This is a genomic window from Clostridium sediminicola (assembly GCF_050402865.1).
GTDB classification, from domain to species: Bacteria; Bacillota; Clostridia; order Clostridiales; family Clostridiaceae; genus Clostridium_AF; species Clostridium_AF sediminicola.
The window spans coordinates 183,607-209,386 of the sequence record NZ_BAABMF010000003.1; the positions used below are offsets into that span (position 1 = coordinate 183,607).

Annotated in this window: 29 protein-coding genes and 2 pseudogenes; 4 read left to right on the forward strand and 27 right to left on the reverse strand. The window is 30.6% G+C overall.

The annotated features are described in order from the left end of the window. Positions 1-212: 212 nt before the first annotated feature. The 19 genes and pseudogenes from ACQ3F0_RS07645 to ACQ3F0_RS07730 form a co-directional block, all read right to left on the reverse strand. Positions 213-1,478 (reverse strand): hypothetical protein, encoded by a 1,266-nt coding sequence (locus tag ACQ3F0_RS07645; protein WP_428864578.1) that lies wholly within the window; start codon positions 1,476-1,478, stop codon positions 213-215. Positions 1,479-1,837: 359 nt separating this feature from the next. After that, positions 1,838-2,143: a hypothetical protein gene (locus ACQ3F0_RS26980; protein WP_487250440.1), complete on the reverse strand. Its 306-nt coding sequence runs from the start codon at positions 2,141-2,143 to the stop codon at positions 1,838-1,840. Positions 2,144-2,187: 44 nt separating this feature from the next. Further along, positions 2,188-2,925, reverse strand: coding sequence for an Imm32 family immunity protein (locus ACQ3F0_RS07650; RefSeq protein WP_428864579.1), 738 nt, complete (start codon positions 2,923-2,925; stop codon positions 2,188-2,190). A 66-nt stretch (positions 2,926-2,991) separates the two neighbouring features. Continuing rightward, positions 2,992-3,687, reverse strand: coding sequence for an RHS repeat-associated core domain-containing protein (locus ACQ3F0_RS07655; protein ID WP_428864580.1), 696 nt, complete (start codon positions 3,685-3,687; stop codon positions 2,992-2,994). A gap of 96 nt (positions 3,688-3,783) precedes the next feature. Beyond that, the gene (locus ACQ3F0_RS07660) at positions 3,784-3,960 is read right to left on the reverse strand and encodes a hypothetical protein (protein WP_428864581.1); all 177 of its coding nucleotides are present in this window, start codon (positions 3,958-3,960) and stop codon (positions 3,784-3,786) included. 596 nt (positions 3,961-4,556) lie between these two features. After that, positions 4,557-5,003, reverse strand: coding sequence for an SUKH-3 domain-containing protein (locus ACQ3F0_RS07665; protein ID WP_428864582.1), 447 nt, complete (start codon positions 5,001-5,003; stop codon positions 4,557-4,559). Positions 5,004-5,022: 19 nt separating this feature from the next. Next, positions 5,023-5,718 (reverse strand): annotated as a pseudogene (locus tag ACQ3F0_RS07670) (hypothetical protein); the annotation flags it as partial. Positions 5,719-5,967: 249 nt separating this feature from the next. Then, positions 5,968-6,666 (reverse strand): hypothetical protein, encoded by a 699-nt coding sequence (locus tag ACQ3F0_RS07675; RefSeq protein WP_428864583.1) that lies wholly within the window; start codon positions 6,664-6,666, stop codon positions 5,968-5,970. 18 nt (positions 6,667-6,684) lie between these two features. Beyond that, positions 6,685-7,212 carry a polymorphic toxin-type HINT domain-containing protein gene (locus ACQ3F0_RS07680; RefSeq protein ID WP_428864877.1) on the reverse strand — a complete coding sequence of 176 codons (528 nt, stop codon included), beginning with the start codon at positions 7,210-7,212 and terminating at the stop codon, positions 6,685-6,687. A 72-nt stretch (positions 7,213-7,284) separates the two neighbouring features. Beyond that, on the reverse strand, positions 7,285-8,082 hold the full coding sequence (locus tag ACQ3F0_RS07685; protein WP_428864878.1) for an RHS repeat-associated core domain-containing protein: 798 nt from the start codon (positions 8,080-8,082) through the stop codon (positions 7,285-7,287). A 157-nt stretch (positions 8,083-8,239) separates the two neighbouring features. Then, positions 8,240-8,560 carry a hypothetical protein gene (locus ACQ3F0_RS07690; RefSeq protein ID WP_428864584.1) on the reverse strand — a complete coding sequence of 107 codons (321 nt, stop codon included), beginning with the start codon at positions 8,558-8,560 and terminating at the stop codon, positions 8,240-8,242. Positions 8,561-8,857: 297 nt separating this feature from the next. Continuing rightward, a pseudogene (locus tag ACQ3F0_RS07695) lies at positions 8,858-9,151 on the reverse strand (group II intron maturase-specific domain-containing protein); the annotation flags it as partial. A gap of 123 nt (positions 9,152-9,274) precedes the next feature. Continuing rightward, positions 9,275-10,189, reverse strand: coding sequence for a group II intron reverse transcriptase/maturase (ltrA, locus tag ACQ3F0_RS07700; protein WP_428864586.1), 915 nt, complete (start codon positions 10,187-10,189; stop codon positions 9,275-9,277). Positions 10,190-11,272: 1,083 nt separating this feature from the next. Further along, a complete protein-coding gene (locus tag ACQ3F0_RS07705) occupies positions 11,273-11,782 on the reverse strand; it encodes a hypothetical protein (protein ID WP_428864587.1) in 510 nt (169 codons plus the stop codon). Beyond that, positions 11,779-14,250 (reverse strand): RHS repeat-associated core domain-containing protein, encoded by a 2,472-nt coding sequence (locus tag ACQ3F0_RS07710; protein WP_428864589.1) that lies wholly within the window; start codon positions 14,248-14,250, stop codon positions 11,779-11,781. The genes ACQ3F0_RS07705 and ACQ3F0_RS07710 overlap by 4 nt, the downstream gene beginning before the upstream one ends. Then, a complete protein-coding gene (locus ACQ3F0_RS07715; protein ID WP_428864590.1) occupies positions 14,243-14,419 on the reverse strand; it encodes a hypothetical protein in 177 nt (58 codons plus the stop codon). The genes ACQ3F0_RS07710 and ACQ3F0_RS07715 overlap by 8 nt, the downstream gene beginning before the upstream one ends. A gap of 764 nt (positions 14,420-15,183) precedes the next feature. Beyond that, the gene (locus tag ACQ3F0_RS07720; RefSeq protein ID WP_428864591.1) at positions 15,184-15,720 is read right to left on the reverse strand and encodes a hypothetical protein; all 537 of its coding nucleotides are present in this window, start codon (positions 15,718-15,720) and stop codon (positions 15,184-15,186) included. 2 nt (positions 15,721-15,722) lie between these two features. Beyond that, entirely contained in the window at positions 15,723-16,298 is a 576-nt protein-coding gene (locus tag ACQ3F0_RS07725) for a hypothetical protein (RefSeq protein WP_428864592.1), read from the reverse strand. A gap of 150 nt (positions 16,299-16,448) precedes the next feature. Next, entirely contained in the window at positions 16,449-16,913 is a 465-nt protein-coding gene (locus ACQ3F0_RS07730; RefSeq protein WP_428864594.1) for a group II intron maturase-specific domain-containing protein, read from the reverse strand. Between the two features lie 248 nt (positions 16,914-17,161). On the opposite strand from ACQ3F0_RS07730, the gene ACQ3F0_RS26985 reads away from it, so the two are divergent. Further along, on the forward strand, positions 17,162-17,359 hold the full coding sequence (locus ACQ3F0_RS26985; RefSeq protein ID WP_487250439.1) for a DUF134 domain-containing protein: 198 nt from the start codon (positions 17,162-17,164) through the stop codon (positions 17,357-17,359). A 387-nt stretch (positions 17,360-17,746) separates the two neighbouring features. Here the strand turns inward: ACQ3F0_RS26985 and ACQ3F0_RS07740 are convergent, their stop codons facing one another. The 3 genes from ACQ3F0_RS07740 to ACQ3F0_RS07750 all read right to left on the reverse strand — a co-directional run bounded on the left by ACQ3F0_RS07740 (position 17,747) and on the right by ACQ3F0_RS07750 (position 18,849). After that, positions 17,747-17,875, reverse strand: a complete 129-nt coding sequence (locus ACQ3F0_RS07740) for a hypothetical protein (RefSeq protein ID WP_428864595.1) — start codon at positions 17,873-17,875, stop codon at positions 17,747-17,749. A 103-nt stretch (positions 17,876-17,978) separates the two neighbouring features. Then, positions 17,979-18,419 carry a DMT family transporter gene (locus tag ACQ3F0_RS07745; RefSeq protein WP_428864596.1) on the reverse strand — a complete coding sequence of 147 codons (441 nt, stop codon included), beginning with the start codon at positions 18,417-18,419 and terminating at the stop codon, positions 17,979-17,981. A gap of 10 nt (positions 18,420-18,429) precedes the next feature. Beyond that, the gene (locus ACQ3F0_RS07750; RefSeq protein WP_428864597.1) at positions 18,430-18,849 is read right to left on the reverse strand and encodes a DMT family transporter; all 420 of its coding nucleotides are present in this window, start codon (positions 18,847-18,849) and stop codon (positions 18,430-18,432) included. A gap of 100 nt (positions 18,850-18,949) precedes the next feature. On the opposite strand from ACQ3F0_RS07750, the gene ACQ3F0_RS07755 reads away from it, so the two are divergent. Continuing rightward, complete coding sequence (locus ACQ3F0_RS07755; RefSeq protein ID WP_428864598.1) at positions 18,950-19,630, forward strand: Crp/Fnr family transcriptional regulator; 681 nt, start codon at positions 18,950-18,952, stop codon at positions 19,628-19,630. A gap of 141 nt (positions 19,631-19,771) precedes the next feature. After that, positions 19,772-20,077 carry an ArsR/SmtB family transcription factor gene (locus ACQ3F0_RS07760; RefSeq protein WP_428864599.1) on the forward strand — a complete coding sequence of 102 codons (306 nt, stop codon included), beginning with the start codon at positions 19,772-19,774 and terminating at the stop codon, positions 20,075-20,077. A gap of 12 nt (positions 20,078-20,089) precedes the next feature. On the opposite strand, the gene ACQ3F0_RS07765 is transcribed toward ACQ3F0_RS07760, so the two are convergent. The 3 genes from ACQ3F0_RS07765 to ACQ3F0_RS07775 all read right to left on the reverse strand — a co-directional run bounded on the left by ACQ3F0_RS07765 (position 20,090) and on the right by ACQ3F0_RS07775 (position 22,477). Further along, positions 20,090-21,001, reverse strand: a complete 912-nt coding sequence (locus tag ACQ3F0_RS07765) for a ribonuclease Z (protein WP_428864600.1) — start codon at positions 20,999-21,001, stop codon at positions 20,090-20,092. A gap of 113 nt (positions 21,002-21,114) precedes the next feature. Then, a complete protein-coding gene (locus ACQ3F0_RS07770) occupies positions 21,115-21,702 on the reverse strand; it encodes a hypothetical protein (RefSeq protein WP_428864601.1) in 588 nt (195 codons plus the stop codon). A gap of 121 nt (positions 21,703-21,823) precedes the next feature. Continuing rightward, positions 21,824-22,477 carry a deoxynucleoside kinase gene (locus ACQ3F0_RS07775; protein ID WP_428864602.1) on the reverse strand — a complete coding sequence of 218 codons (654 nt, stop codon included), beginning with the start codon at positions 22,475-22,477 and terminating at the stop codon, positions 21,824-21,826. Between the two features lie 231 nt (positions 22,478-22,708). Between ACQ3F0_RS07775 and ACQ3F0_RS07780 the strand changes: the two genes are divergently transcribed. Continuing rightward, positions 22,709-24,508 carry an LTA synthase family protein gene (locus tag ACQ3F0_RS07780; protein WP_428864603.1) on the forward strand — a complete coding sequence of 600 codons (1,800 nt, stop codon included), beginning with the start codon at positions 22,709-22,711 and terminating at the stop codon, positions 24,506-24,508. Positions 24,509-24,602: 94 nt separating this feature from the next. Here ACQ3F0_RS07780 and ACQ3F0_RS07785 read toward each other — a convergent pair whose 3' ends face one another. Together ACQ3F0_RS07785 and ACQ3F0_RS07790 are read right to left on the reverse strand one after the other, a co-directional pair. After that, positions 24,603-24,782: a hypothetical protein gene (locus ACQ3F0_RS07785; RefSeq protein ID WP_428864604.1), complete on the reverse strand. Its 180-nt coding sequence runs from the start codon at positions 24,780-24,782 to the stop codon at positions 24,603-24,605. 254 nt (positions 24,783-25,036) lie between these two features. Then, positions 25,037-25,714, reverse strand: a complete 678-nt coding sequence (locus ACQ3F0_RS07790; protein WP_428864605.1) for a Crp/Fnr family transcriptional regulator — start codon at positions 25,712-25,714, stop codon at positions 25,037-25,039. Positions 25,715-25,780 lie beyond the last annotated feature (66 nt).

Sequence of the window (25,780 nt, forward strand, 5' to 3'; positions counted from 1 at the left end):
AGTGAAATAAATTTATCCTTACTTCTTGTGAACATTTAATAAATTGTATGTACACTGATATCATCTCATATTTGAAATATTCTTTTGGAATTACTCAATGCTTTAGAAAAAAATTCATCATCATTTTGAAAAATTTGTTTTGTTTTATTGCTTGCATTAATAAGAATTGTACCCGTATCATCTCAAGTAACAAAATAGGTATTATTCATATATCAACATACAATAACCATATCATGTTTTTTTAACATAAATGGTTGCCCTTCAATTCTCTTAATCAACTTTAATGTATTAATATCATATACGTTACAATAATAAACCAACTTATCATTTAAAATTTCAATTTCTTCTGAAATTAAATATTTTGATTCTAAAACCCCTATAAATCCACCCGCAATCCTTATTTCTCTTTTATTCTCCCAATTTTCACCACTTAACTCAATAGTACATTTTAATTTATTATTATAGAAATATGCCATTTCACCATCTAAGGTTAGTTCTCTCAGATTATTTAAACCTTCTACTCTTTTTCTCTGATATTTTTTTGAACTAATATCATAAATGACAATCTCGGAAAAGTTCTTATCAAAATATGTTACTTTATAATATATTTTACAATCATTTATATGAATCAGTCTTACTGTGCCCTCTTGTCCTATAAGCTCAACTTTCTCATACGGAATACTTCTATTACCTTGCTTTACCTCATTTATAAAGGTTTCTAATGGAATAAGATAAATTGCATCCATAGTTCCTCTAAAAGAACTAGTGCTTTTGACATCAGGATCATATACATATTCATATTTATCCAGCTCATTATACATCGCTGTATTAAAAATAATATATTCTTTTTCTTTAATTGTACATACCTCTATATTATCAAATCCATGCTTGCCAAAAAAATCATCTAATACCTGATAACTATTTCCTTCGAACACATCATAGATAAAAATTTGGAATTCATTCTTATCATCTAAACTATTATAGAATCTATCGTAAACATTGATTTTATCAACTTTATAACCCAAAATATCCTCCTTTAATACAAAGGGATCAAAGTTCCCCATAACATCTAAAGGAGAAATTTTTATATTAGAATCATTGGCAAAATTATTTTCTACATAACTTTGCAACTTTACACAAAATTGTTCTTTTTCAACTTGTGTATTATTATTAATTTTGAAAAAGGTTGCAAAGTATTCTGTATTTCTTTCTTGTATCTCAACATAATATAATTTTAAATAATCATTATTAAAAAAATAATTCATTATTTTTTTAGTTGTATAAATTGATTCAACGGAATGATCTGATAAATTGTACTTGAAGAAACCATCATGAACTGTATCACATTTAACATTTTCACTTTCTACATTATTTAGTTTAAAATTCTGCCTAATAAAATATATATAATTTTCATATAAAAAAAGAGGTACATAATTTATATAAGCAGTATTTTTTAAACTCAATTCTATAATATTCATAATATATTCCTCCACTCACTAAAATATTTTTTCTTGTATTAATAAAGTACATTATAAGCTCTAAAAAATATAGAACTCTTTCTCCATTAAGCCCTACACCATGGTAATGATCAAAATACAAACCGGGTCTACTTCTAGGACTAATTATATGATTATCAAATTTTTTTATTGAACCACCAGTTGATAAAGCTAACCTTCCAGCATTGAATTGTGTATTGGATATTTTGATTGATATATGCATAATTATCACCTGAATCTCCATCCATATAGAAATATTTACTTCCTGCTATTGCTATTCCAGAATTGCTGGTATCAGTGATTATTGTAGTTCCTACTCCATTTCTTGATTCAATCTCATTTTATTCCAAGCTCAAAGCTTCCATCAACATATAAATTATTATTTTAATGTCTAAGAAATTATTTTGTAATAATGTACCATTAGTAAATGGATAAACTGTCCTTTTCGTTATATTACCGTCACCATCATAGGTATAAGTAATTGTATTTCCTAAGACTTCATTATCCTCTCTAATAAGCTCATTTAGTTCATTATAATAGTATTTTATCTGTTTACCATTTTCAGTTATAGTTTCAATATTTCCATTTGCATCGTAAGTATAAGTTATTGGGCTACCATTGTTAGTTATAACCCCAATAGAACAAATCTACTGGGGTAAAATTAAATGATTTTATATATCCAATATCTTTATTACCACTTACCAAAGTTCTTATCATGATAGAAAACATTTTTATTATCTTTACAACCCACAATCATAGAACTACTATCAGATGTTAAATAAAATCCAAAACTACTATTGGAATTTTCTTCATTGCTAGGAATTATAGAGTACTTTATTCTCTTATCATAATTATGCGCTAATCTTAAGGCTTGTGTCCCTATACCTATTAAAGCATCTTTACTTAACATAAGGGTTACTCTACACTTCTTTGAAATATCAATATTATTTTTAATAACTTTTATTTCTGCAACATTACAAAATCCAATTTCGTGACTTTCTAAAAAATCATTATCAAAATTCAAATCTACCAAGTACTCTAACTTAAGTTCATTAAAATTTACGCTTTTATTTAATTTTTTCGCATTATTAATTCCATTATCATTTAATGTACCAAAATCCTCACAACCAAAAATCAATTCTGGGCTACCAGGAGTTAAAAAGAATCCCATTGCTTGAGTTGAATATGAATATCCTAGTGGTTCAATATGAGAATGATCATACTCAATATATTCATTTGCTAATCTCATAGCATAATTCCCTAGCCCGACTAATCCTTCTTTACTAAAGTTGAATATAACCTTACATTGATTTGATACATCAATGTTCCATTCAAAAACTCGTAATCTGGCTATATTCTTATTATTGATTTCATACTCTTCAACTTCATTACAATATAAAGGTATCTTACTATATTTATTTTTGCTCAAACTATAACTCTCCTTTAAATAAAACAATTATTGACAACAAGAACTAATTCATTTATATAATTTAACCTATAATCGATGACGTTGTAGGATTTTTATAGATTTTTCAAAAACTACAAAAGCATCGTCTACAAACATGTGCAACCTAAATTTTACATTCCCTGCTATATTTGTTGCAAGATCAAGATTGTAATGATCTAATAGATCGTGAGCAAACTCTCCAACATCTTTCCTTAAAACAATTTTATATGTTTCATTAATTTTAACTTCAATACCATATTCTACTTTTTCACCACTAGAATTTTCTTTATAAATTTTAGTGCCATCTTTAATCCCATTTTTAATCTTATCGTATAAGCTATTCTTATCTGGTTTCTTCCCAGGTTCATTTGGATTGCTAGGGCTACTCCCATTCGTATCCATACTTGTATTACCATCATTAGCAACTTTATCAGCATTATTACTAATTAAATCTGCTACTGCTGGTATTTTATCTATATATAATGCGCCTACAACTAGGGCTGCATATACTATATCACCTATTGGAAGAACTAAATCAACTGCAGGTAGCCAGCTAAAGAATGTAGCTGTTTGCATTGCTAATGCTGCATCATATCCACTTGGGTCATAATACTTAATAGGGTTATTTTTGCAATACGCAAATAAATTATGTGATAATAATTCACCTTTACTTCCGCCATAAGCATCCGTATTCAACATGCGACAAAACTCAGGGTTATAGTATCTTGATTGCAGATAATACAATGCTGTCTTGGTATATATCCAATTTTCTCAAACTCTAAACTCATTGGTATCACTGGTCTATCAGAACTGGATACAGTACCCCATTGTTTCAAATCATCAACTTAGAACTGTCCGTTTCAAAAGCTTTTGCCATCTAAGTATAGTTTCTACAATGATTTGCAAAGCTTGTAGAGTCATTAGTTTTAGATTCCTTATAGTGTTTTCAACGGTTTGAGATATGCTCACCATATTTTTCATTTGTTTTGTAAATGATGAGTTAATAGTCTTTTTCATATTCAATTTTACCATAAGATATCATTAGCACGTTAATTATCTTATGAAAAAAGCCAACAAGTATTGTTTATACCTGTTGACTCATAAATGTTATTTTCAATCTGATATACACTACATTATTTGAATTATGCGGTTAAGGTATCTTGCTACTTTCTAGTAATTACTGCAATTGTCAGATATTCTTAGACATATCTTTTTATGAAGCGAGTTTCAACTGTATTTTGCAGTTACTTCCGTAAAATTGTAACAATCATTTTGTTATTTCTCCCACCCAATTCTGGAAAATCATAAGTATCTCTTCTAGGTTATTTGGTCCTCCATTCCCATAAAATGTACTATAACTAACCTTACAGTTTGCACAAATTTTTTCACACTGCTAAATTATCTATTAAAATTAGTTGCATAAATATAACGACAATCAATCAAATGATTGTCGCTATGAATTTTAATTATTTCCTCTGTCTACTTGACAGGGTGCTGTTGAAAATCTACTGAGTTAAATTGTTTGATTTTGTTTTGTGGAACTTCAGACATAATGATATTTTTAGAGAAGTGAGCAATACCTTAGTTACCAAAACATGATTTATCCACTTAATCTATTTAATTTCAGGTGTCTCCTTTTGCAAACATATTGCTTCAAGTGCTTCAAAATGATTATTTCCTAAACAAGTTAGAAAATCATCATACGCACCAAATATCTTACCTGATTCAGAGATTAAAAGAACTAAATACTCATTATATCCTTGACCGATTACAATTAGCTTTTCTCCGATTCTTTCCTCATATGTCTCAACTCGCTCACGATATATAACACTTATTGCACATATAGGGTCAAAATGAGACTTATCCATTTCATTTGGAACTCTATATGCTGGATGAATAAGCTCTAATCCACCAAACTCTGCAAGAAATATTTTAGCTTTATCATTTATTTCATACTCATCTTCAATCAAAGCGTCTATATAAGATTGTATATCGATTTTACGACAAGAAGTCCACCCTGCCTTTTCTAATATATTTTTTGTTGCTTGTGACAGTTCCATATTCTCCTCCTTATTAATTTTATTTAGTTAGTACATTTGCTCCAAAAATTGTTATCTGACAGTTTTTACACATCGGAAACGCTTGTCCTGTCTTTACAACAACAGTTGCAACATCAAGGTTTGTAATTTTCGCTCCACTATTTAAAGCATTATTGACTGCATTAAATTCTGCACAATTTGCTACTGGCCACTTTTGTAAACTTGGATTTGGCATTCGAGCTTGTAAAACTTTATTTATATTATTTGAAATTGTTCCACTATTGCCATAGTATACATTTCCAGTTGTTCTATCGACTGCTGCAGAAGTTCCCATTGGTAACTTACGCTTTGAGAGAATATCCCTTAACTGTGCGGCTCGTTGTACAGCCATTTCCTTAGCATCGGCGATTTTACTTGCTACTGCTCCGCTTGCAGTCATAGCTGCATATGCTGTTTCGGCAGCATATCCTAATCCTGCACCAACTAAAGCTCCTGCGAGCGCTCCTCCTGCAACATATCTCCAATCTACTGAACCTTTAGTTTTATATGAATATACTGCTCCTGCTATTGCACCAGCTACAGCACCAATTCCTGCTCCTACAATCCACCAAGCAATATATCCAGATGGATCTTCCATATTCACTGGATTATTAAGACAGTACGCAAATACATTATGGGATAAGAGTTTTCCAACTTCTCCACCTAAAGCATCCGCATTAATAAACCTTCCCCAACTCGGGTTATAGTACGATGTATGTTATCGCATATTTATTATAAAATATGACTTAATTATACTAATAAGTTTATTCTATTCAAAAATTGTAAACCATTCATTCAGTTTGAATCATTATTTAAAAATAGAGCATAATAATATATACAATATAAACTAACTATAATCATATAAAAACCCAGTAAATTATATCAGTTTACTGGGTTAATGTTGTTTTCTTGACATACTACACGGTTCTACTTTACTTCAAATGTACTATTTCCCTAAAATATATTTGTAATACGTATCTAGAGGACATATATAATCTAATTGTATTTCCTCAATATTATACTTACAACTGCTTATAAGTCTATTAAATTCTTCTATAATTTTTTGCAAGTAATTATTTATACCAGGATTATGTAATGGATATGACCATGTATATGCCATACTATACCCATCTATGCACATTAATAATTCTTGGTCAATTAACTCATCCTCACTACTGTCTCTAAAAAAATTAATACCTTTACATAATGAATTTTCCATAAGGCATAACAGTTCATTAAGCCTATTTGTATCATTATATTTTATATAAAAGTTCTGTGATTTTAATGTAGGAGTGCAGCTATCCTTGTTTATTTTATCACCTTTTTCCTTATATAATAACTCCATATCATTTTTCTTATCCCAGTATGAGTATCTAATAAGTAAATCCCCTTTATCATCATCAATTTTATAAATAGTCCAAGAAGACATGGAATGGTTAAGCCTGGCTTCACGATAATAAAACATAACTGTTCCTGTTTTTGGGTATGATTTTTTTGTCTTTTTAATATAAATAATATATGGTTCCTTTGTAAAAATATTCGCTAATTGTTCAAACTGTAAAAGCTTTAGATTAATGGTTGGTTTGCATAAACTTTTTACAGTTTTTGCATTCCCTTCTTCTATTGCTAAATCATTATTAAACATAGTAACCCACCTTTATTATTACTTATACGAGTCTTTTAAATTTTCAAATAGTCCAATGTATGAACCCATTTTAGAACCATTTCCAATTGCAAATACTTCATTTGTTTTTCGGTCTATATACAAATTTGATAAACTGCCACCATGAGTTCTCTTTATATTTCTAGTTACTTCTTCGCCACCTATAGCCTTTATTTCTCTTTTGGATAATCTTTTTAACTTTCCAACATCTGCGTCACCACAATTCGCATTATGAACTAATATTGCATCACTAGTTACATAATAAGTGTGAAAATCTGTTACTTGAAAATTATAAACTGTTATTGGCGCATCAAATTCTTTTACTTCAATTTTATTAACTATCTTTCGTTCACCATTTTTTGAAGCTAATTCATTGCCGATTTTAAGATTAAGCGCTTTTACCCATCCTTTTCCTTTAAAATAAAATGGGTGTTCTGCCGTAGTTTCAATTTTTTTATCACCAATATAAACATATATAAGTTGTTTAGTTTCTTTAACATACGTTTCTACTACTGTTTTTAATGCTATTTCACCTTTTCCGGGTTCTCAGCGTAAACTAAATCTCCAGCTTCTACTAGTTCTATTGAAATATAACCTTTTTTATGTTGCTACTAATGTCCCTGCAACGAAACAAGTTCCATTAGGTGCTAAAGCTGCTGTAGTTACAACCATAGCACCTGCTATGTTTACAAAATTCTCAGCAGTATTATATGCACTTTCATTCCCTCGAAATACTGTATCTCGCAAAACGTTATTATCACTAACCGCTTCATAAGCTCGATTTGCTCCAAATACACCAACTCCAGCTGCTACCGCATATGCCCCTACTGTTGCTACTGAAGTCAAAGCCATTGCAGTAGATGCGGACGCTCCTGTCGCCATATCTATCCCCGTTCCAATTGCACATGCAGCTACTGGAGCAGCTATCACAACAGCTGCTACTGCAACTACTGTTACTGCCGCGATTGCTAATCCCTTTGTCCATTTAGGCCAATATCCGTTTGCGTCCTCCATATTCACAGGGTTATTCATTACATACGCAAATGCATTATGGGATAGCATAGTTCCTATCTTTCCTCCGATTGCATCCGCATTCAACATGCGACAAAACTCAGGGTTATAGTACCTACTTTGTAGATAGTATAAATTTGTCTCAGAATCATACCTATATCCTCGATATCTATATGGATTCTTAACCCCAATGCTATCTCTTAAAGAACCCGTTATTCCATCTTTGTCCGTATCTGTAGCGTCATCTAACTCATCTTGAGATGGAGTTAGTTTACCCCATGAATCATAATTATATTTTACCACTTGTATACCACTCTCATCAAATAAACCAGTAATATCTCCTTGAGCATTTCTGATGTAGTAGTATTCAGTTCCATTTAAATTCATGCTCACTAATTTACCATTACTATCGTAGGTATAATGAATTGAATCTGTTCCATTTTTATTTTATGATTTTCCCACAAAAATAAGTTGAACTATTTCATATAGAATATTTACCGCAGATTAAAGATTTCTGACGCTAAATATTCTATATGAAGTTCAACTAAATTATTTTTGTGGAATAATCATTAGATTCAAAGGTTACTTTGTCACCTTCAAGATGATATTTTGTTGTAACAGCACCAACTATTTTTTCTGTTCTTATACCTGATGAATTATATTTAAAGCTTAATGATTTAGTTCCATCACCCATGGATTTAAACTGTCTGCCATGCTCCCAAGAAAACTCCATATCATCATAAGTGTAGCTAATTGGATTATCATCATTAGTTATAGTACTTACTCTTGTAGTAGTTGAATTTGCTTCTGCATTTAATGCAAAAAAGCATGTTCCTCTTCTCAAGAAACATACTTTTTTTCTCACCCTACGGGTCACTTATTTACTTTAATTCTTTTTATCTATACCTGTACTGTTATATCTTTAATTCCGTAAACTATGCTAAACATTACTTTTTCCCTTTCTACAACTACTGCCTACTCAACCATTCGCATCGGATTTCCATCCTCGCACCGCTCTCCGCTCTCTGTTGTTTCACTTCGTTCACAACGACTTGTGTCTGGTAAATTTTACACCGTCGAGTAGAATCAGCAAGTCTCCTCGCTGAAACCCTCTCAGAACCGTACGTGCGGATTTCCCGCATACGGCTCCTCACATTATCATTTACAAAATATAGCTGATTGTAGATTTACGTTCAAATATATTAACATAAATCTTAGGATACGGAATTTTATAACTTTTAAACATCATACTAAAAGTCTGCCAGTTATAGCTTTTCCTTTGACTCCTTCTATTTAGCCACTTATAGACTAGTCGTCTTACTAAATACCTAAATTTCTGTAATGCACGACTATTATCTGTTATACCATAGTATCTATAATATCCTATTAGTTTCTGTCTTAATTTCTTCATTATAAGGCCTATTGGTAGTACTCTATTTCTTTGTAGCCAAACTTTTAACCTTCTTAGACTAGCTCTAAACTTCTTGTTACTTGTCTTTCTCTTAACTCTGTAAGAACCATTCTTTCTACAACTACAATAATGAGTAAATCCTAAGAAATCAAATGTTACCGGTTTCTTTCAAGCCCTCCCAAATTTGTGGTCATAATATGCTTTCTTACCGAAGTTAATTATATTAGTTTTATCTTCTGCAATTTCAAGACTAAATTTTGCTAATCTCTTCTTTAATGTTTCATAAAATGCTTTCGCATCACTTTCATATTGAAAACAGCATGCAAAATCATCAGCGTAGCGGACTATATATGCTTCCCCTTTGCACCATTTACGTACTACTTTTTCAAACCATAAATCAAGCACGTAGTGTAAGTATATATTAGCCAGGCTAGGTGATATTATGCCACCTTGCGGAGCACCTTCATATGCCTTATAGAAACGACCGTTTTCCATTATCCCTGCATTTAAGAATCTGCTGATATATCTTAGTAGTGTGCTATCAGATATTCTATGTTCTAAAAATTCCATCATCCATTTGTGATCTACATTGTCAAAGAACCCTTTAATATCAGCATCTACCACATAGTTTATATTCTTTCTACTAAGGTATACATCTAGTATCTTAATTGCATCATGACAACTTCTGTTTGGTCTGAATCCAAATGAGCTATCTAGATAATCTTGTTCATATATTGCTTGCAGAATTTTGTTAATGGCTAATTGTACTATCTTATCTTCATAAGATGGTATACCTAAAGGTCTTTTCTTACTTGACCCTGCTTTCGGTATATATACTCTTTTAACAGGTTTAGGTCTGTACTTAAGTGATTTCATTCTTTTAAGTAGGTCTTCAATATTTGCTTCTAAATTTCCTTCATATTCCCATTTTGTCATGTTGTCTATTCCAGAAGCCTTCTTAGCTTTTAGTTCTTTGTGACATTCAATAAGCATTTCCTTATTTATAAGATGCATTAATGAAGTAAATTTCTCGTTTGGTCTTTCTTCAGCTATTTCTGCTATCCTATCGAGTTTCGTTGACATTATTTATTCCTCCTCTGTGTAAGGTAATGTTTCTCTTTTCAAGGGCAATAATGTGTTACACCCTTCCCTCCACAAGAATTACCCTGCTTCATTAGTACTATGATGTAATCCGACTACTTAGTTACATTTGGATTCCTTGCTTTTACACTTGTACCTCCATACTTTATTTTCATAAAGATAACTAAGTCCTCCCAAGTTGACGTGCTATACCAATATCTATCATGCTGTGCCTTAGAACTCCGGAAAAGCTTGTATTTCCTCGCAATATCAAAAATACAAGTGCTGATTTCTGCTCCCAGGATAGCATCATCCTTTTCAAATTTGCCAAACATTTCGGAGCTAGTAGCTTCATCATACAGATTACGGCCTGATAGTTCGTTTGCCTACACTTAATCTATTACGTCACCGTAATAAACCCAAGGCTAACTAATGACTGGTTGCTAACCTTTGCCATGCAGGATTCGCGCCTGCTATATAGCAGAAAAGAACATCACACTTCGTGTGTTATTCTTTTCTCTTTACGCCCTTTCTTGGCGTACCCTGAGGTGTTTGCGAAACCTCCAGGTTGAGCTTGCTAACAGCACTTAATCTATTTGTAAAGCTGTTTTTTCTCTCTTCACTTAAATCATTAATATCAAATCCTTCAAGAATTAAACTATCTTGTGACCTATCTAATTGGTTTTAAGTAGGAGTTCCGTAATTTCTAAATAAAGCGTGAAGTACCTGGAATTGTAGTTGTAGTAGTTATGGTAATTTTTTGCATTATAAAAATCTTTCTGTATGATCCGCTTTATCTTAATCATTTCGTATTCTCCATAATCCTTAGTAACTCTAAATCTGTACGGTCTTATTTCACATCAAACTCAAAAGAGCTGTAAATAAATTTGATTTTCAAATCTATTTACAGCCTTATATTTTTAATAGATACAATATTTATAGTAAAAGTAGAACCGAAACTTTTACTTTCTAACCCCAAAACAAAAATCCATTAATTAGATATTTATTAATATTAATATAAATATTTACAAAATGTTTTCTTGGAACGGGGGGGGGCTTTCTGGGCACGTAGTATCCCGCTTATGCTTAAAACAATTCTTTGATCTTTGAAACTATTAGGGACGCATCATAAACTTTGTTATCAAGAGATATGCCTATCTCATACTCAAGGATAGATACACCTATACTTAAATCCGAATACTTATTCTTTACCAACTTTCTGCTTTGAATGTAGTTGCTATTGTATAGGTATTGCTCCCATTGATTTTGATCATTAACGTTAGTAAGAAAAATCCCCTCTAGATTGTATTGGAATGCATCTGTAATAATTTTTTTGAACTTATCAGGATCACAAAGCAGTACCACATTTGTAATTGGAGAATTGTTCACAGAAAAAGCTGTCGTATATTTTATTCCCATTTGTTTCATCTCTAAAAGAATCGGACTCAAGTCATCTTCGGAGTCAATTATTGCCAATATATTGCCAAAATTGAAAACACTAATTAGCTGCAAGATATTTTGTGCCGTGCAATCAATTCTCTTAACAAATATGTCTGCTATTCTTTTGTATACATACTTTTCTACCTTGACCTTCATCTTTTAAATCCTCCGTATAGACCAGCGCCTATTGTTCCAATCTGAAAATGAGTAGATGGATATGCACCCGGGAAATGCATATGAAAAAGGGTGTTTGAACCTACATCAATTCTGAAAGTCTTTCCTACTTTTAAAAATGTTCCCCCATTGTTTTTAAGGTATAGTTTGTCTGGAGATAGAACTTTGATGTTTTTTGTTAATTTTATACCACTTACATTTTTTCCCGCATTCACAGTTGCCTTCGCAGCGACTTTAAATCCTGCACTCGCAACTTGTGAGGCGCCTGCCATTATCCCTCCAGTCATGAATCCATCTGCTGCGCCATTTATTGCTCCTGTTAATGCTGCTTTGCCTGCACCTTCCCAACTTCCAGTACTTATCCTATGACTTACTGCTCCCGCAGCTGAACCTACTGCTCCACCAATCAAACCTGCTGTAGCAGCCGCTTTAACACCTGCTATCAGAGCTGGCAAAACTGCACCACCGGTTAATGCTGTTACTGCAACACCAACACCGATTGCCGCAGCACCAATTAATACTTTTGTCGCCCAAGATGGCCAATGTCCATCTTCATCGCTCATATTAACTGGATTGTTAAAGCAGTAAGCGAAAAGGTTATTTTCAAGAATGTGATCATTTCCTCCATCGAGAACATCAATATCATCCACATTAATAAACCTACCCCAACTTGGGTTATAGTACCTTGATTGCAGATAATACAACTCAGTCTCTGAATCATATCTATATCCACGATATCTATATGGATTCTTAACTCCAATGCTATCTCTTAAAGAACCAGTTATTCCATTTTTGTCCGTATCTGTAGCGTCATCTAACTCATCTTGGGATGGAGTTAGTTTCCCCCATGAATCATAATTATATTTTACCACCTGTATACCATTCTCATCAAATAACCCAGTAATATCTCCTTGAGCATTTCTAATGTAGTAATATTCAGTTCCATTTAAGTCCATACTAACCAATTTACCATTACTATCATAAGTATAGTAAATTGAATCTGTCCCATCTGACTCAAAGGTTACTTTGTCACCTTCAAGATGATATTTTGTTGTAACACTACCAACTGTTTTTTCTGTTCTTATACCTGATGAATTATATTTAAAGCTTATTGATTGTCCATTTCCATTCATGGAATTTAACTGTCTTCCATGTTCCCAATCAAATGTCCAACCATCATAAGTTAATGGATTACCTATAGCATCATAAGTTATATCTTTTCCATTAAAGCTTGTTAGTTTATCTTTCCAAGTAGAGTCATCATAGCTATATTCTATTGTTTCAATAGGTTCATATGTGTTATTTTCAATAATTTCAACATCATCTACTGCTAGCCAGCTATAGTTATCTGTTCCAAAGTCAAACCTTAATTGTATTGATGTTATCCCTTCAGGACAAGTCCACGTTTTCTCCATTCTATGCCATTCTTGATCTCCTACTAGAGTTGTATCAAGATAAACATGATTACCATCACTTAACCTCATATAACTTGAATTTGATAATAAGGTACCTGTTGTAGCTTCTTTATGATAAAAACTTATATTGTATGTTTTCCCTGGAGTTACTTGCATAGGACGATTGATATATACATAATTATCTCCTTCATCCCCATCCATATAGAAGTATTTATCTCCTGTTCTTGCTGTTCCTGCATTGCTGGTATTAATGATTTTTGTGGCTCCTATTCCATATCGTGAGTCAATATAATTAATTCCAAGCTCAAAACTTCCATCTGAATTTAAGTTATTATCTCCCATATCTTGAACTCGAATATCATCTACTGCAAGCCAGCTATAGTCATCTGCTCCAAAGCCAAACCTTAATTGTATTGATGTTATTCCTTCTGAACAAGTCCACATCTTATCCATTTTTCTCCACTGAGAATCACCTATTAAGGTCGTATCAAAAGAAACATGACTTCCATCACTTAATTTTATATAGCTTGAATCACCTGTTAGATTACCTTGTGTATATTCTTTATGATAAAAACTTATTTTATATGTTTTTCCTGGAGTTACTTGCATACTTTGATTAATATATGCATAATTATCTCCTGAATATCCCTGCATATAGAAGTATTTATCTCCTGCTATTGCAATTCCTGCATTACTTGTATCAGTGATTAATGTACTTCCTGTTCCGTATCTTGATTCAATCTCATTTATTCCAAGCTCAAAGCTTCCATCAACATATAAATTATTATTTTGAATATCCAAGAAATTATTTTGTAATAATGTACCATTAGTAAATGGATAAACTGTCCTTTTCGTTATATTACCGCCACCATCATAGGTATAAGTAATTGTATTTCCTAAGACTTCATTATCTTCTCTAATAAGCTCGTTTAGTTCATTATAATAATATTTTATCTGTTTACCATTTTCAGTTATAGTTTCAATATTTCCATTTGCATCATTAAGATAAACCACTTCAACTATAAATCTATGCATGTCCAAAACTCATTGGTGCCTGAGATTTTTGACATGTATAGATTAAGTTTACGTAAGGTTTATTTTCTGTATAGCTTATTGAGCTGCCATTGTTAGTTATAGTACTTACTCTTGTAGTTGTTGATTTTGCTTCTGCATTTAATGTAAAAAAGCATGCTCCTCTTCTCAAGAAACATGCTTTTTTCGTACCCTTCGGGTCACCTATTTACTTTAATTCTTTTTATCTATACCTGCACTGTTATATCTATAATTCCATAAAGTATGTTAAACATTACTTTTTCTTTATAAGCAATACTAACCTATCACTCCTTCGCATCGGATTTCCATCCTCGCATCGCTATTCGCTCAATGTTGTTACACTTCGTTCACAACGACTTGAATCTGGTAAATTTTACACCCCAGCAGGCTGTGGCGAGACCTTTAGGCTGAGCTTGTTTTCTATTTTTAGGCAAAGAAATAGAGCTAACGCTGCCAGTATCGCTGACGTTAGCTCCTATAATTACACTTTTTGTATTCAATATAATAATATATATTTGATTTTCCTTTTGATTCACCTAAAAAACAAGCTCAACAAGTACTATGACCTGTTGAGCTATTTTTATTTGCTTGTACTCACTGCATTATTTGAATTATGCTGTTAAGATTTCTTCCTACTTTCCAACAATTTACTGTAATTATAAGAAATTCTTTGACATATCTTTTTTACGAAGCGAGTTTCAACTGTATTTTGCAGTTACTTCACAAAAATTGTAACCATCATTTTTTTATTTCTCATACTACTTCATTGCCCCTACTTCGCATCGGATTTCCGCTCTCTCTTCTTACAATTAGCTCACAATCCTCAAGAAGCTTTGCCTGCATATAACACTTATTACACGTATATCGTCATAATTTAGCATTCTCTAACGTATATTAGCTTGTGTACAAAGTACTTTAGTAGTCATATTCATCTTCAAAAAGACAGTTATATACAGTTACATTTTCCTGTCTCAACTCAAGCGATACATCAGCGACTTGTAAAGATAATACTTCATCACCTAACAATTCTAAATTGAACTTATAAAGAAATTGGTTGACTTTATTTGATATTATTAAATGCTCCTCTAAAAAAGGTGAATTTTTACTGGTGAATTTAATTCTTTTTCCATCATATTCATATTTTATAAACTTAACTGTTGCATATGGTGCTATAACTGATATTTGAACTTGCACTCTATATGCACACCCATTACCAATTATAAAATCATCAAATTCTTGCGTCCCAATTTTTGCTGATGTATCTGAAATATTAATGTACATAGTAAAACATGTACTATAATTAAAATCAGTAAAATTCTCTATACCCTTATTCGGGAAAAATGTACTTAGTTCATTTTCCCAATAATTGATATCAATATATTTACTCAATAAATATTTTATATCTCCTTTTTTATATACTCTATTAATGTCATTAAACACATTACTGCTCAATATTATTCCCTCCTAGGAACTGGATAACCATGTATCATGCCTGTCTTTTTCTTCTGATGAACTTTTACCCTTGTTTCCCCATTTGCCCCAATAACTCTTCCAGTATCCCAAACTCTAACTTGATCACCTGGTGTATCTTTTACAATTTCTCCGTTCTGCCAACCTTCTTGGGTTAAATCAACTCCATTTTCACCTACTGGCCATTGTGTTTTTGTTGGAATACTTCCTTTGTGCGTTGGAACATGCTTTTTCTGACTTCCTGCATCAACTGGTGGTGCTCCTGGAACATCACCACATACAGGTCCTTGGCTTGGTAGTCCTGTAACATCACGTCCCCCTCCTTTGGGTGCTTTACTATTATCGCCATTTGCAACTGACGCATCTCCTCCAGAACTGTTCGAGTGAGTAATATGATCTTTGTAATGTGAAACTACAGGCCTTATAATAGTATAATATACTAATACTGTTACACCAACGGTTGCTACAATACCTATAGTCAAAGGTATAGATAGCATTCCTCCTACAACAGAAAATATTGATGTTAGTACCCCTCCAAAATATCCATTAGGATCATCCATATTAACTGGTCGGGTAGAGTAATGGCGCAGTACTATAAAAGCCTGTTTCCATTACCCTCCACAAAGAACCGTACGTGAAGTTTTCCCTCATACGGCTCAATTGATGAATTCGTCTAACAGTTTATGATTCCTATGTACTGGTTTCTACTTTCACATATTATAATATCTAACTTGGTAGTCATTGTATAGACCCCACACATTATATATTATTTCGCTACTCCATTTCTTCCAGCCAAAGCCCATCTTTCCTTGAGCTCTTCTTGCGAATCTTCGTACTTTCTTTTCCACCCAGCCTTTTATAAATTGAAATACTCTTGTTGAATGTCCTATTCTATAATAATTTACCCATCCTCGTAGTATTGGATTAAGTCCTTTTATCATATCTTCAACTGTTTTATCCCTACTACTTTTTATGTGAGTTCTGACTTTATCTACTAGTGATTTTAGTTTTGCTTTCTTTGGTCTTAGTAATACCATCTTCTTTTCCTTATGTCTTACCATTCTATATTGAAATCCAAGAAATTCAAAATTTTCTGCTATTACCGTAACCGGTAAAATATTGCACAAGAAAACACTGAATATGGTTATAGCCATATTCTTCCTAAAGTTTCTCAACAATTTTCTCCCCTTTGTTTTAATTATATTTAAATTATACAAAGATTTCATCGAATTTTATACACATATTTGAATATTACCAATATTTACACATATATAAATATGTTTCATATGTTAAAGTCTTTTTTAGATAAAATTAATAAATTCGGTCCTATAGATATATCTGAAAATGTTAATGAATCTATAATAATGACTGTAGAAGAATATGAAACTATACTGCTGATACTATGCAAGTAGCACGCTCTACTGTGCAAAGAATTTATAATGATGCTCGTAAAAAATTAGCAGATAGTTTAGTGAATGGTAAGGTTTTAATAATCGAAGGTGGTAACTATAGACTTTGTAGTGATTTTGATAACAAAAGAAATTGCAATGTCTGTAAAGGAAATAGGCATGGACACGGACATCGTCATGGCAGAAAAAACTCACCAGCAGTAGACCTATAAATTAAAGATGAGAGACAGCACTCTCATCTTTTTTCATTGTATAGGAATTTATAAATTTTTCCAGGAATTTCATACTTGTCAAATGCAGTTATTTCAATACATTGCAGTATTATGTAAAATTTTTAAACTAATTTATAAATTCCATCCTTTAGTGAGTAGAAGAAGCATATATAGCGTAAAAGGCATCGTAACAAGCTTTAGAAATTCTTATTCATTTTTGTAATATATGCGTTAAGAAAAATTATTGTTTGAGCTTGCGAGTTATAATTTTTTAGCATATATTTAAGAAAATGAATTAGATTTTCTTAGTGAAGTGGAGTGTCTTTGTAGCTATATATGCATTTGTTCTTTCCCATCACCGTCGTTATAACTACTCTGAACTCTTAACTAATAAACGTCCTCTCCATTAAAATTCTCATATTGTGGTTTGTTCTTTTTACCTTTTCTGTTTTTATCTGTAGGTTTTATACCATCATTTTTCTTACTTTTCTTATGAGTTTGACCTTTAAATTCCATATATTCATCACCTTTTCTTTAGAATTTTTGTACTAACTTTTTTCTTTTACTTAGCTTTCCCAAAAATAATTTTTTTTATAAAAAAAAGAAAAGGTAGCATAAGTTAAGCTGCTACCTTTTCTTTATCAATCTTCATATTATAAACAATACCTAATATAATAAATACGCCTCCAATAACCTTACCAGTAGGCAGTTGCTTTAAATAAAAATAATCTAGTAAAATCCCTGCAAGAAGTTGTCCCGAAAATATCAAAATGGTTGTATAGAATACTGGAATTTTAGGTATAATTACATTATTCATCATTACAGCACCTACACCTAGCAATCCACCTATTAAATATACTAATGGAATATTCCTTATAACCGATAGTTGCAAATCAAACCCTTTATAAATTAGTAAATATAGTATTGTGGAACACAGCAATCCTACGACATAATTTATAAATGTTCCTCCAGTTAAACTAATTTTTTGGGCTAATTTAGCATTCAAAATAATTCCTAATATTACGATACCACCTGTAATTAAAGCTAATAGTATATACATACAATTCCCCCTAGAATCTCAACATTGCAAAGATACCAATGCACATTAATATAATACCAATAATTTTTTTAGGTATAAATTCATATTTCTTAACTCCCAATAATCCAAAGTGATCAATTACGCAAGAAGCAATTATTTGACCTACTAATCCGATACCTAAAGTCAAAGTTACCCCTAATTCACTAACGCATACACTATTTGAAAACACTGTGAAAACGCCAAGAGCTCCTCCCATAAATAATATGAATGGTACTTTTGCTATACTTATTTTTTGTTTTTTCATTATTATAATTATCGTAATAGCTATAAGCCCAGTGATATGAATAACTATTAGTGCAGCATAATCGCCTAATGACATTGCCAATAATCCATTCACCATAACCATTAGCGATATCAACATTCCATCAAAAATAGCTAACCCTTTAAACATAAACTTTCTCCCCCTACTTTACTTTTTCCCAATAATAAGTTAACATAGTTTCAAAAAGATTATTAGGACTTTTGTCCTGTTTAATAAGAGGAAAATAAATATGAAAATACTTAAAGATGATAAGCTGTTAAATAATTACATAATACAATATAGTATTGACAAAATTGTCCCTGAAATAGCTCTAAAAAAAGCTGAACTTTATTACTTTGAAAAAGGAGATTTTATTTGTAGAGACGGAGCGAAGATATTAAACTTTTATTTTTTAGTTTGTGGAAATGCAAAAGTATATATATTGTTAGAAAATGGAAAATCTTTTCTTTTAAAATTTTATGAACCCTTTAACAACTTTGGAGACTTAGAAATATTAGAAAAAGAATACTATAACACAAATGTTGAAGTTCTAACAGATACATTTTGTGTAGGTATCCCCACTGATATAATCAGAAAATATTGTATTAATGATCCTACTTTTCTTAAATATTTATGTACAAATTTAAGTAACAAGTTAAATAATCTTTCCTATGTTAGCTCCATCAATATTTTATATCCACTTGAAAATAGGTTAGCAAGTTATCTCACTCATATTTCAGCTGGAGAAAGAGCTTTTACACTTACTTCATCTTTCTCAGATATTGCAGAACTTTTAGGAACGAGTTATAGGCATTTATCTAGAACATTAAAATCATTAAATCAAAAGAATATTATCAAATCTAATAATAAGAAAATTGAAATAATCGATAATGACACCCTAGTAGAACTTGCTGGAGAACTTTATAAGTAAATTCTTTTTTTGGTTTCATACTCATTTTAGCATGTAGATAAACTACGACCTAGTTTATCTACATGCTTGACATATTTTAACTTATATCATAAAATTAATTCATTCGTATATTTGAATAAACTGAATTAAAAGGTGATTATTTTGAATAATAATAAAGAGCAAATTTATAAGGAAAAAATTATTAGTGAAGCCGAAATTTTAAAAGCTGTTGGTCATCCTATACGCCTTTGTATATGTTGCAAGCTATGTGGAAAAAGCTTAAATGTTTCAAACTTACAAGATTGCTTAAATGTTCCTCAATCTACAGTTTCTCAACATTTAGCTATTCTTAAATCAAAAAAGATTATTGAAGGCACAAGAAATGGTGTAGAAATTATATATTCCCTTGTAAATGACGATGTCAAACGTATTGTGGAAGTTCTTTTTAAAGAAACTGAAATTCCTTAATAAAGTATATATTTACTCATCAAAATTGATTTCTGTACACATTAATTCTTTTCCTATTTGGGTGTTTTCAAAATACTTTTTTGCAATATCCAAATAATCCTCTGGTTTCAACAATGATGGACTAAAATGTGTAAGCCATAATTCTTTCACATCTGCATCACTTGCAATCTTAGCACATTCAGAAAATAGCATGTGCTTATTTGCTTCTGCTTTTTCTAAAAAACTATCATCTCCATACATACCTTCTCCTATAAATAAAGATGAATCCTTTACCAACTTAAGGATATTTGTAGTTGGCCTTGTATCAGTACAATAACTTACCTTGATACCCTTCCTTTCATTACCGAGAACCATATCAGGTGTATAGATTTTCTTTTTAGTCTTTATTATATTACCCTTTTGTAAGTTATTCCACATAGTTTTAGGTACATTGTTTTTCTTGGCATTTTCTATGCTGAATTTTCTTTTTCTCTTAAATTCTATACTATATGAATAACAATCAACCCAATGATCCGCTTTTACAGAGTTAATACTATAATTATTTATTCTAAATTCTTTGATTCCTTTTTCTCCCATAGTAACTAAGTTTAATTCAAATTCTATATCTGGAACTATAATTGTTAACCCCTTCACTACCTCTTCAAGCCCCTCAGGTCCAATAATTGTGATAGGTTCTTTTCTTCCGCTATTTGATATTGTACTTAAAAGACCTGGAAGCCCCGCTATATGATCTGCATGAAAATGAGTAATTAAAATCCCATCTATTTTTTTTAATCCCCATTTAAGTTTTTTTAATAATATCTGTGTCCCTTCTCCGCAATCTATTAATAAGTTGCTTCCGTTGCAACTTATAATAGCCGAACTTAAAAATCTATCCGGTAAAGGCATCATTCCACCTGGTGCCAATAAACATACTCTTAGCATATTTTTTCTCCTAACTTTTAAACTATACTTATGTTTTGATTATGACACTGTATTCTAAATTGGTCAACTAAGAACAAAGACAATAAAAAAGAACCAAGGATATATCCCTTGGTTTACTTCAAGAATTGTTTCATTAATTGATTTGCTTGTTCAATTGTTTTTTCATCTATATCAAGATCATCTAATGAAAGACCATCAATAAAGTTATTCAGTTCTTTTTCTTTATGAGCTACTTTATGAGCTACTTTATGAGCTTCTTTATGAACTACTTTATGAGGAACTTTTTTATGATTGCACTCTTTGTATTTATTTGAACAATATTCATCACATGAATCATAGTATGCCATATCTTCTATACAGCTTCCATAATCTTCTTCTGTGTCATATACTTTTTCATAAGACTTACATGGTTTACATGGTTTACATGGTTCGCATGGATCACATATTTCGCATATTTTACATGTTCCGCATGGTTCACATGATTCGCAATCATCATAATCATCTTCATCATCTTCATCTTCATCTTCATCATCTTCAAAATGTTTTTTTACTGGTTTTATTCTACAATAGTCAGGCTTACATTCATCTTCTTTAAAGCAATCTCTAAACCCCTCTTTATCTTTACAGAATAATAGTAAAAGTATTACAATTATTAGAACTGGAAATTTACAAAGATTATTTTTACCTTCATCACAATACACTAATTTCACCACCAATCAATCATTTCATTCTCATCGGTTCCAATATTAATGTATGCTTGTCTACTAAATCATGTTACAAAAACACAAAAATAGCTCTCCAGAAAGTAAAAATATATAAATATTAAATTTGTGCTAATTTACTTTTTATAAGATCAATAACGTATTTTCTATCTTCTTCTCTATTTTCAAAATCCAAATTATCTACATTTATCCTTAATAGAGGAGAAATATTATAGCTGTCAAAATAATTACTATAATGATTATTTAATCTTTGCCAATAACTTTTTTCAACAATCTTTTCGTAATCTCTACCTCTTCTATTTATTTTATTAATAGCGCAATCCACTGACGTTTCTAAATAAATCATAAGCTTTGGCGGATGACAATGTTCTATCATATTCTCAAATAAGTCTATATATAAATCATATTCTTCAATACTCATTTCATTACTTTCCATCAACATTTTTGCAAAAATCAAATCTCCATATATACTTCTATCTAATATAGCATTTTCAATACTTGCAGCCTCTTTTATCATTCTAAATCTATTATTTAAAAAGAAAATTTGTAATGAAAAACTATATCTTTGCCTATCATAATAAAATTTATCCAATATAGGGTTGTCTACTACTGGTTCTAAAAAGGGTTTATATCCAAACTCCTCACATAAAATATTCATCAATGTAGTTTTACCTACTCCTACAACTCCATCTACTACTACCATCGGCCAACATTCCTTTCTGTTAATTTTATTAAGTATTTCAGTATAAAACATATAAAATCCCCTTTATATAATATCTATATAAGTAGTTTATCACTAAATTACGCTTTATTATTACATAATTCGTTTTACTTTACAAGAAAATTATAAAGATTACCTTTATCTTATAATAAATATAAATGAAAATATTTTGTTAATTTTATTTAATAAAACCATACATTCCATAAAATATGCTAGAATTAAGAATATTATAATGTTCAAATTTTATAAAAGGTGGTAATATTTATGTTATTTATTTTTCCAATATTTATATTTATAATATTATTTGTTGAATCCCTTCATCGCCCCAGCTTTAAAAATGCCTTGAAGTGGCTAAAAAATAAACCTTCATCTTTTATATTAAATATTTTTATGCTTTGGTTAATTTTCAGTATAACTATGGCAATTTTTAATACAGAAAATATTAGTTTAGCAATAGTATCATTTTTAGTATTACTATTTTCTTTAATAAATAAATATAAAATTCGTTTTAGGGGTGACCCTCTTTTTCCTTGGGATTTAGCCTTAAAAAAAGAATGTTCAGGAATGAAAAGCTACTTTATAAATATGGAAACTATTATTAATGGACTTTTTATCCTTGTATTCTCTATTTTAGTTTTAATTTTGTTTCCAAGAACTCATTTAACATTTACTATTAGAATATTAACTTTATCTATATCTATTTTATTTATACTTTTAATATCATTTAGAGACTTTTTATTATCGTATCCTTTGTTTAGTAAATTTAAGGGGAGCAACTATCCTGAACAACAATCTGAGTTCTATGATAAAAATGGTTTTGTATTAGCATTTATTTTAAATATAAAAAATTTGTTCAATCCTATTATCAAAGAATATAGTTCTGAAAAAATACAAAACATCTTGAAGAACTCCATTGATAAAAAAAATAAATCTTTTACTAATTCAATAAGTGAAAAACAACCTAATATTATTGTCATTATGAACGAATCCTTTTGGGACCCAAGTTCTATAGATAAATTACATTTTTTCAATGAACTAACGCCAACTATCAATAGCCTAAAAAAGAGTTCTGGCTTTGGTGCTTTGATTTCTCCTGAATTTGGAGGTGGAACAAGTAACATTGAATTTGAATTTTTAACTGGCCACAGCATGTATTTTCTTCCTACAGGCTCAATGGCATATCAAAGTTATTTAAATAAACCTATTGAAGCACTACCTCATCATTTAAAAAGAAATGGTTACAAAACTATTGGCTTACATTCTTATGAAAGATGGTTTTGGCAAAGAGAATCTGCCTATAAGTATATGGGTTTTGATGATTTTATAAGTTGTGAGAGCTTTACTAACCCAGAAATTAAGGGGTGTTTTATATCTGATATGGAATTTTCAAAAAAAGTAATTAATGTATACGAAAATACTGAGGAACCTCTTTTTTTATATGGTATCACTATGCAAAATCATGGCCCTTATCAACATTCAAGATATACTAAGATGGATATTGACTTAGAATCACCTCTAGATAATTCTGCTTTAGATGAACTTAAAACCTATGCTCAAGGTGTCCACGACGGAGACAAGGCACTAAAACATCTAATTGATTATTTTGACAACATAGATGATCCTACTATTATTGTTTTCTTTGGAGATCACTTACCTATGCTTGGCAAGAATTTTTCAACCTTTGTCCAATCAGGCTATATCAATGAAGAACGTCCAGTTGATTGGTCTATGGAGGAAAAATTGAAAATGGCATGCACTCCACTTATAGTATGGTCTAATTATAAAAACAGTAATGTTGATTTAGGTAATATTACTCCTTCATTTTTAGGACCTAAAATACTTGATTATGCTGGACTTGAAAAGCCTCTTTACTTTGATTTTCTATCTAGTTTTGCTAAAACTTCCACTATGCTATCTAGTAGAGTTCCTAATGTTTTCGAAAGCACTCTTGAAAAAGAGACTTTTGATGAACTTGTATCAGAATATAAAATTCTTCAATATGACCAATTGTTTGGTGAAAATTATATGTATGCCAATGCTTTAAAGCACTTAGAAACAATTTAATGACACTAAAATACATCTTCTAATGTATTTTAGTGTCATTATTTTTGAATCTTGAATACTTTTAATTTCTACTCATCTAAACTTTCAAAAAATATTATAATATGTTTTCAAACTCCTTAAGTTTAGGATCATTTGAACGTTTCATATCCTCAAATAAATATTTTTTATGCTTATCTATTAAATCCTTATATTCCTTATTATCAATTAAATTAACTAATGCATTTGGATCATTTTCAAAATCATAGAATTCTTCTTTTTCTCTATGTAAAAACATATTTACTCTTTGGTCAACCAATAGAATTATAATTCATATCATCCACTGTAATAAAAAGTATATTTGCTTTCATTAATATCCCTCATTTCTTTTATATTCAAAATAAACTACTGATTTACAGCAAATTATTCTTTACTCTTTAATTATGAGAATATTAAAGCAAAAAAAATGACACTTGGCAATAACTAAATCAACAAAAATAGATATAGCTATTAATCAAGTATGTAATAAACTAACATTATCAAAATAAAGATTTACTCATCAAATGTATTCAATAATCTTTCATACATAGATTTATCAATATAAATTTTCCCTTTTACAATTTGAACAAAATTTTTCTTTCTTAAATTATTTATCCCTCTTTCAACACTTCTCAAACTTACGCCTATTTCATCCGAAATTTGTTGTCGTGTTTTTCTAATACATATGTTATCCCCATTATTATCATTAAATTCTTTTATAAGAAATCTTTTCAATATATATATGCTAGGATAATATAATTGTGTGCCTCTATCTTTTGATACTGGATATAATCTTTTAGCTAATTTCTTCAATAAAATAATGGCACATGTTTGGTCATTATATACCCATTCACAAAAATCTTTTCTAGATAGTTGTAGTAAAACGCATTCTGTAACTGTTTGAATGGTAACAGCAGCTTCATTTTGATCTGCAAGAACTGCCTGCTCTCCTAAAATATTTATTCCTTTTGCTTTACTAAAAACATAAAGATACCCTTCTCTAAATTCATTTATAATGCTACATTCACCTTTGCATAATATATAAACGTACTTAATTTCATCCATTTTTCGAAATACTATGGTTTCTGGTGGAAAAACTTTTACAATACAACGATTTTTTATATTTATTGGCATATCTTTAATAAGCTCTCTTAATTCATCAGATTCCTTAAGAAGTTCATCTAAATACATTTTGTTCTACCTACTTTCGTTGTTTTCTATAATATTGTAAAAATATTATAACATACAAAAGACTAG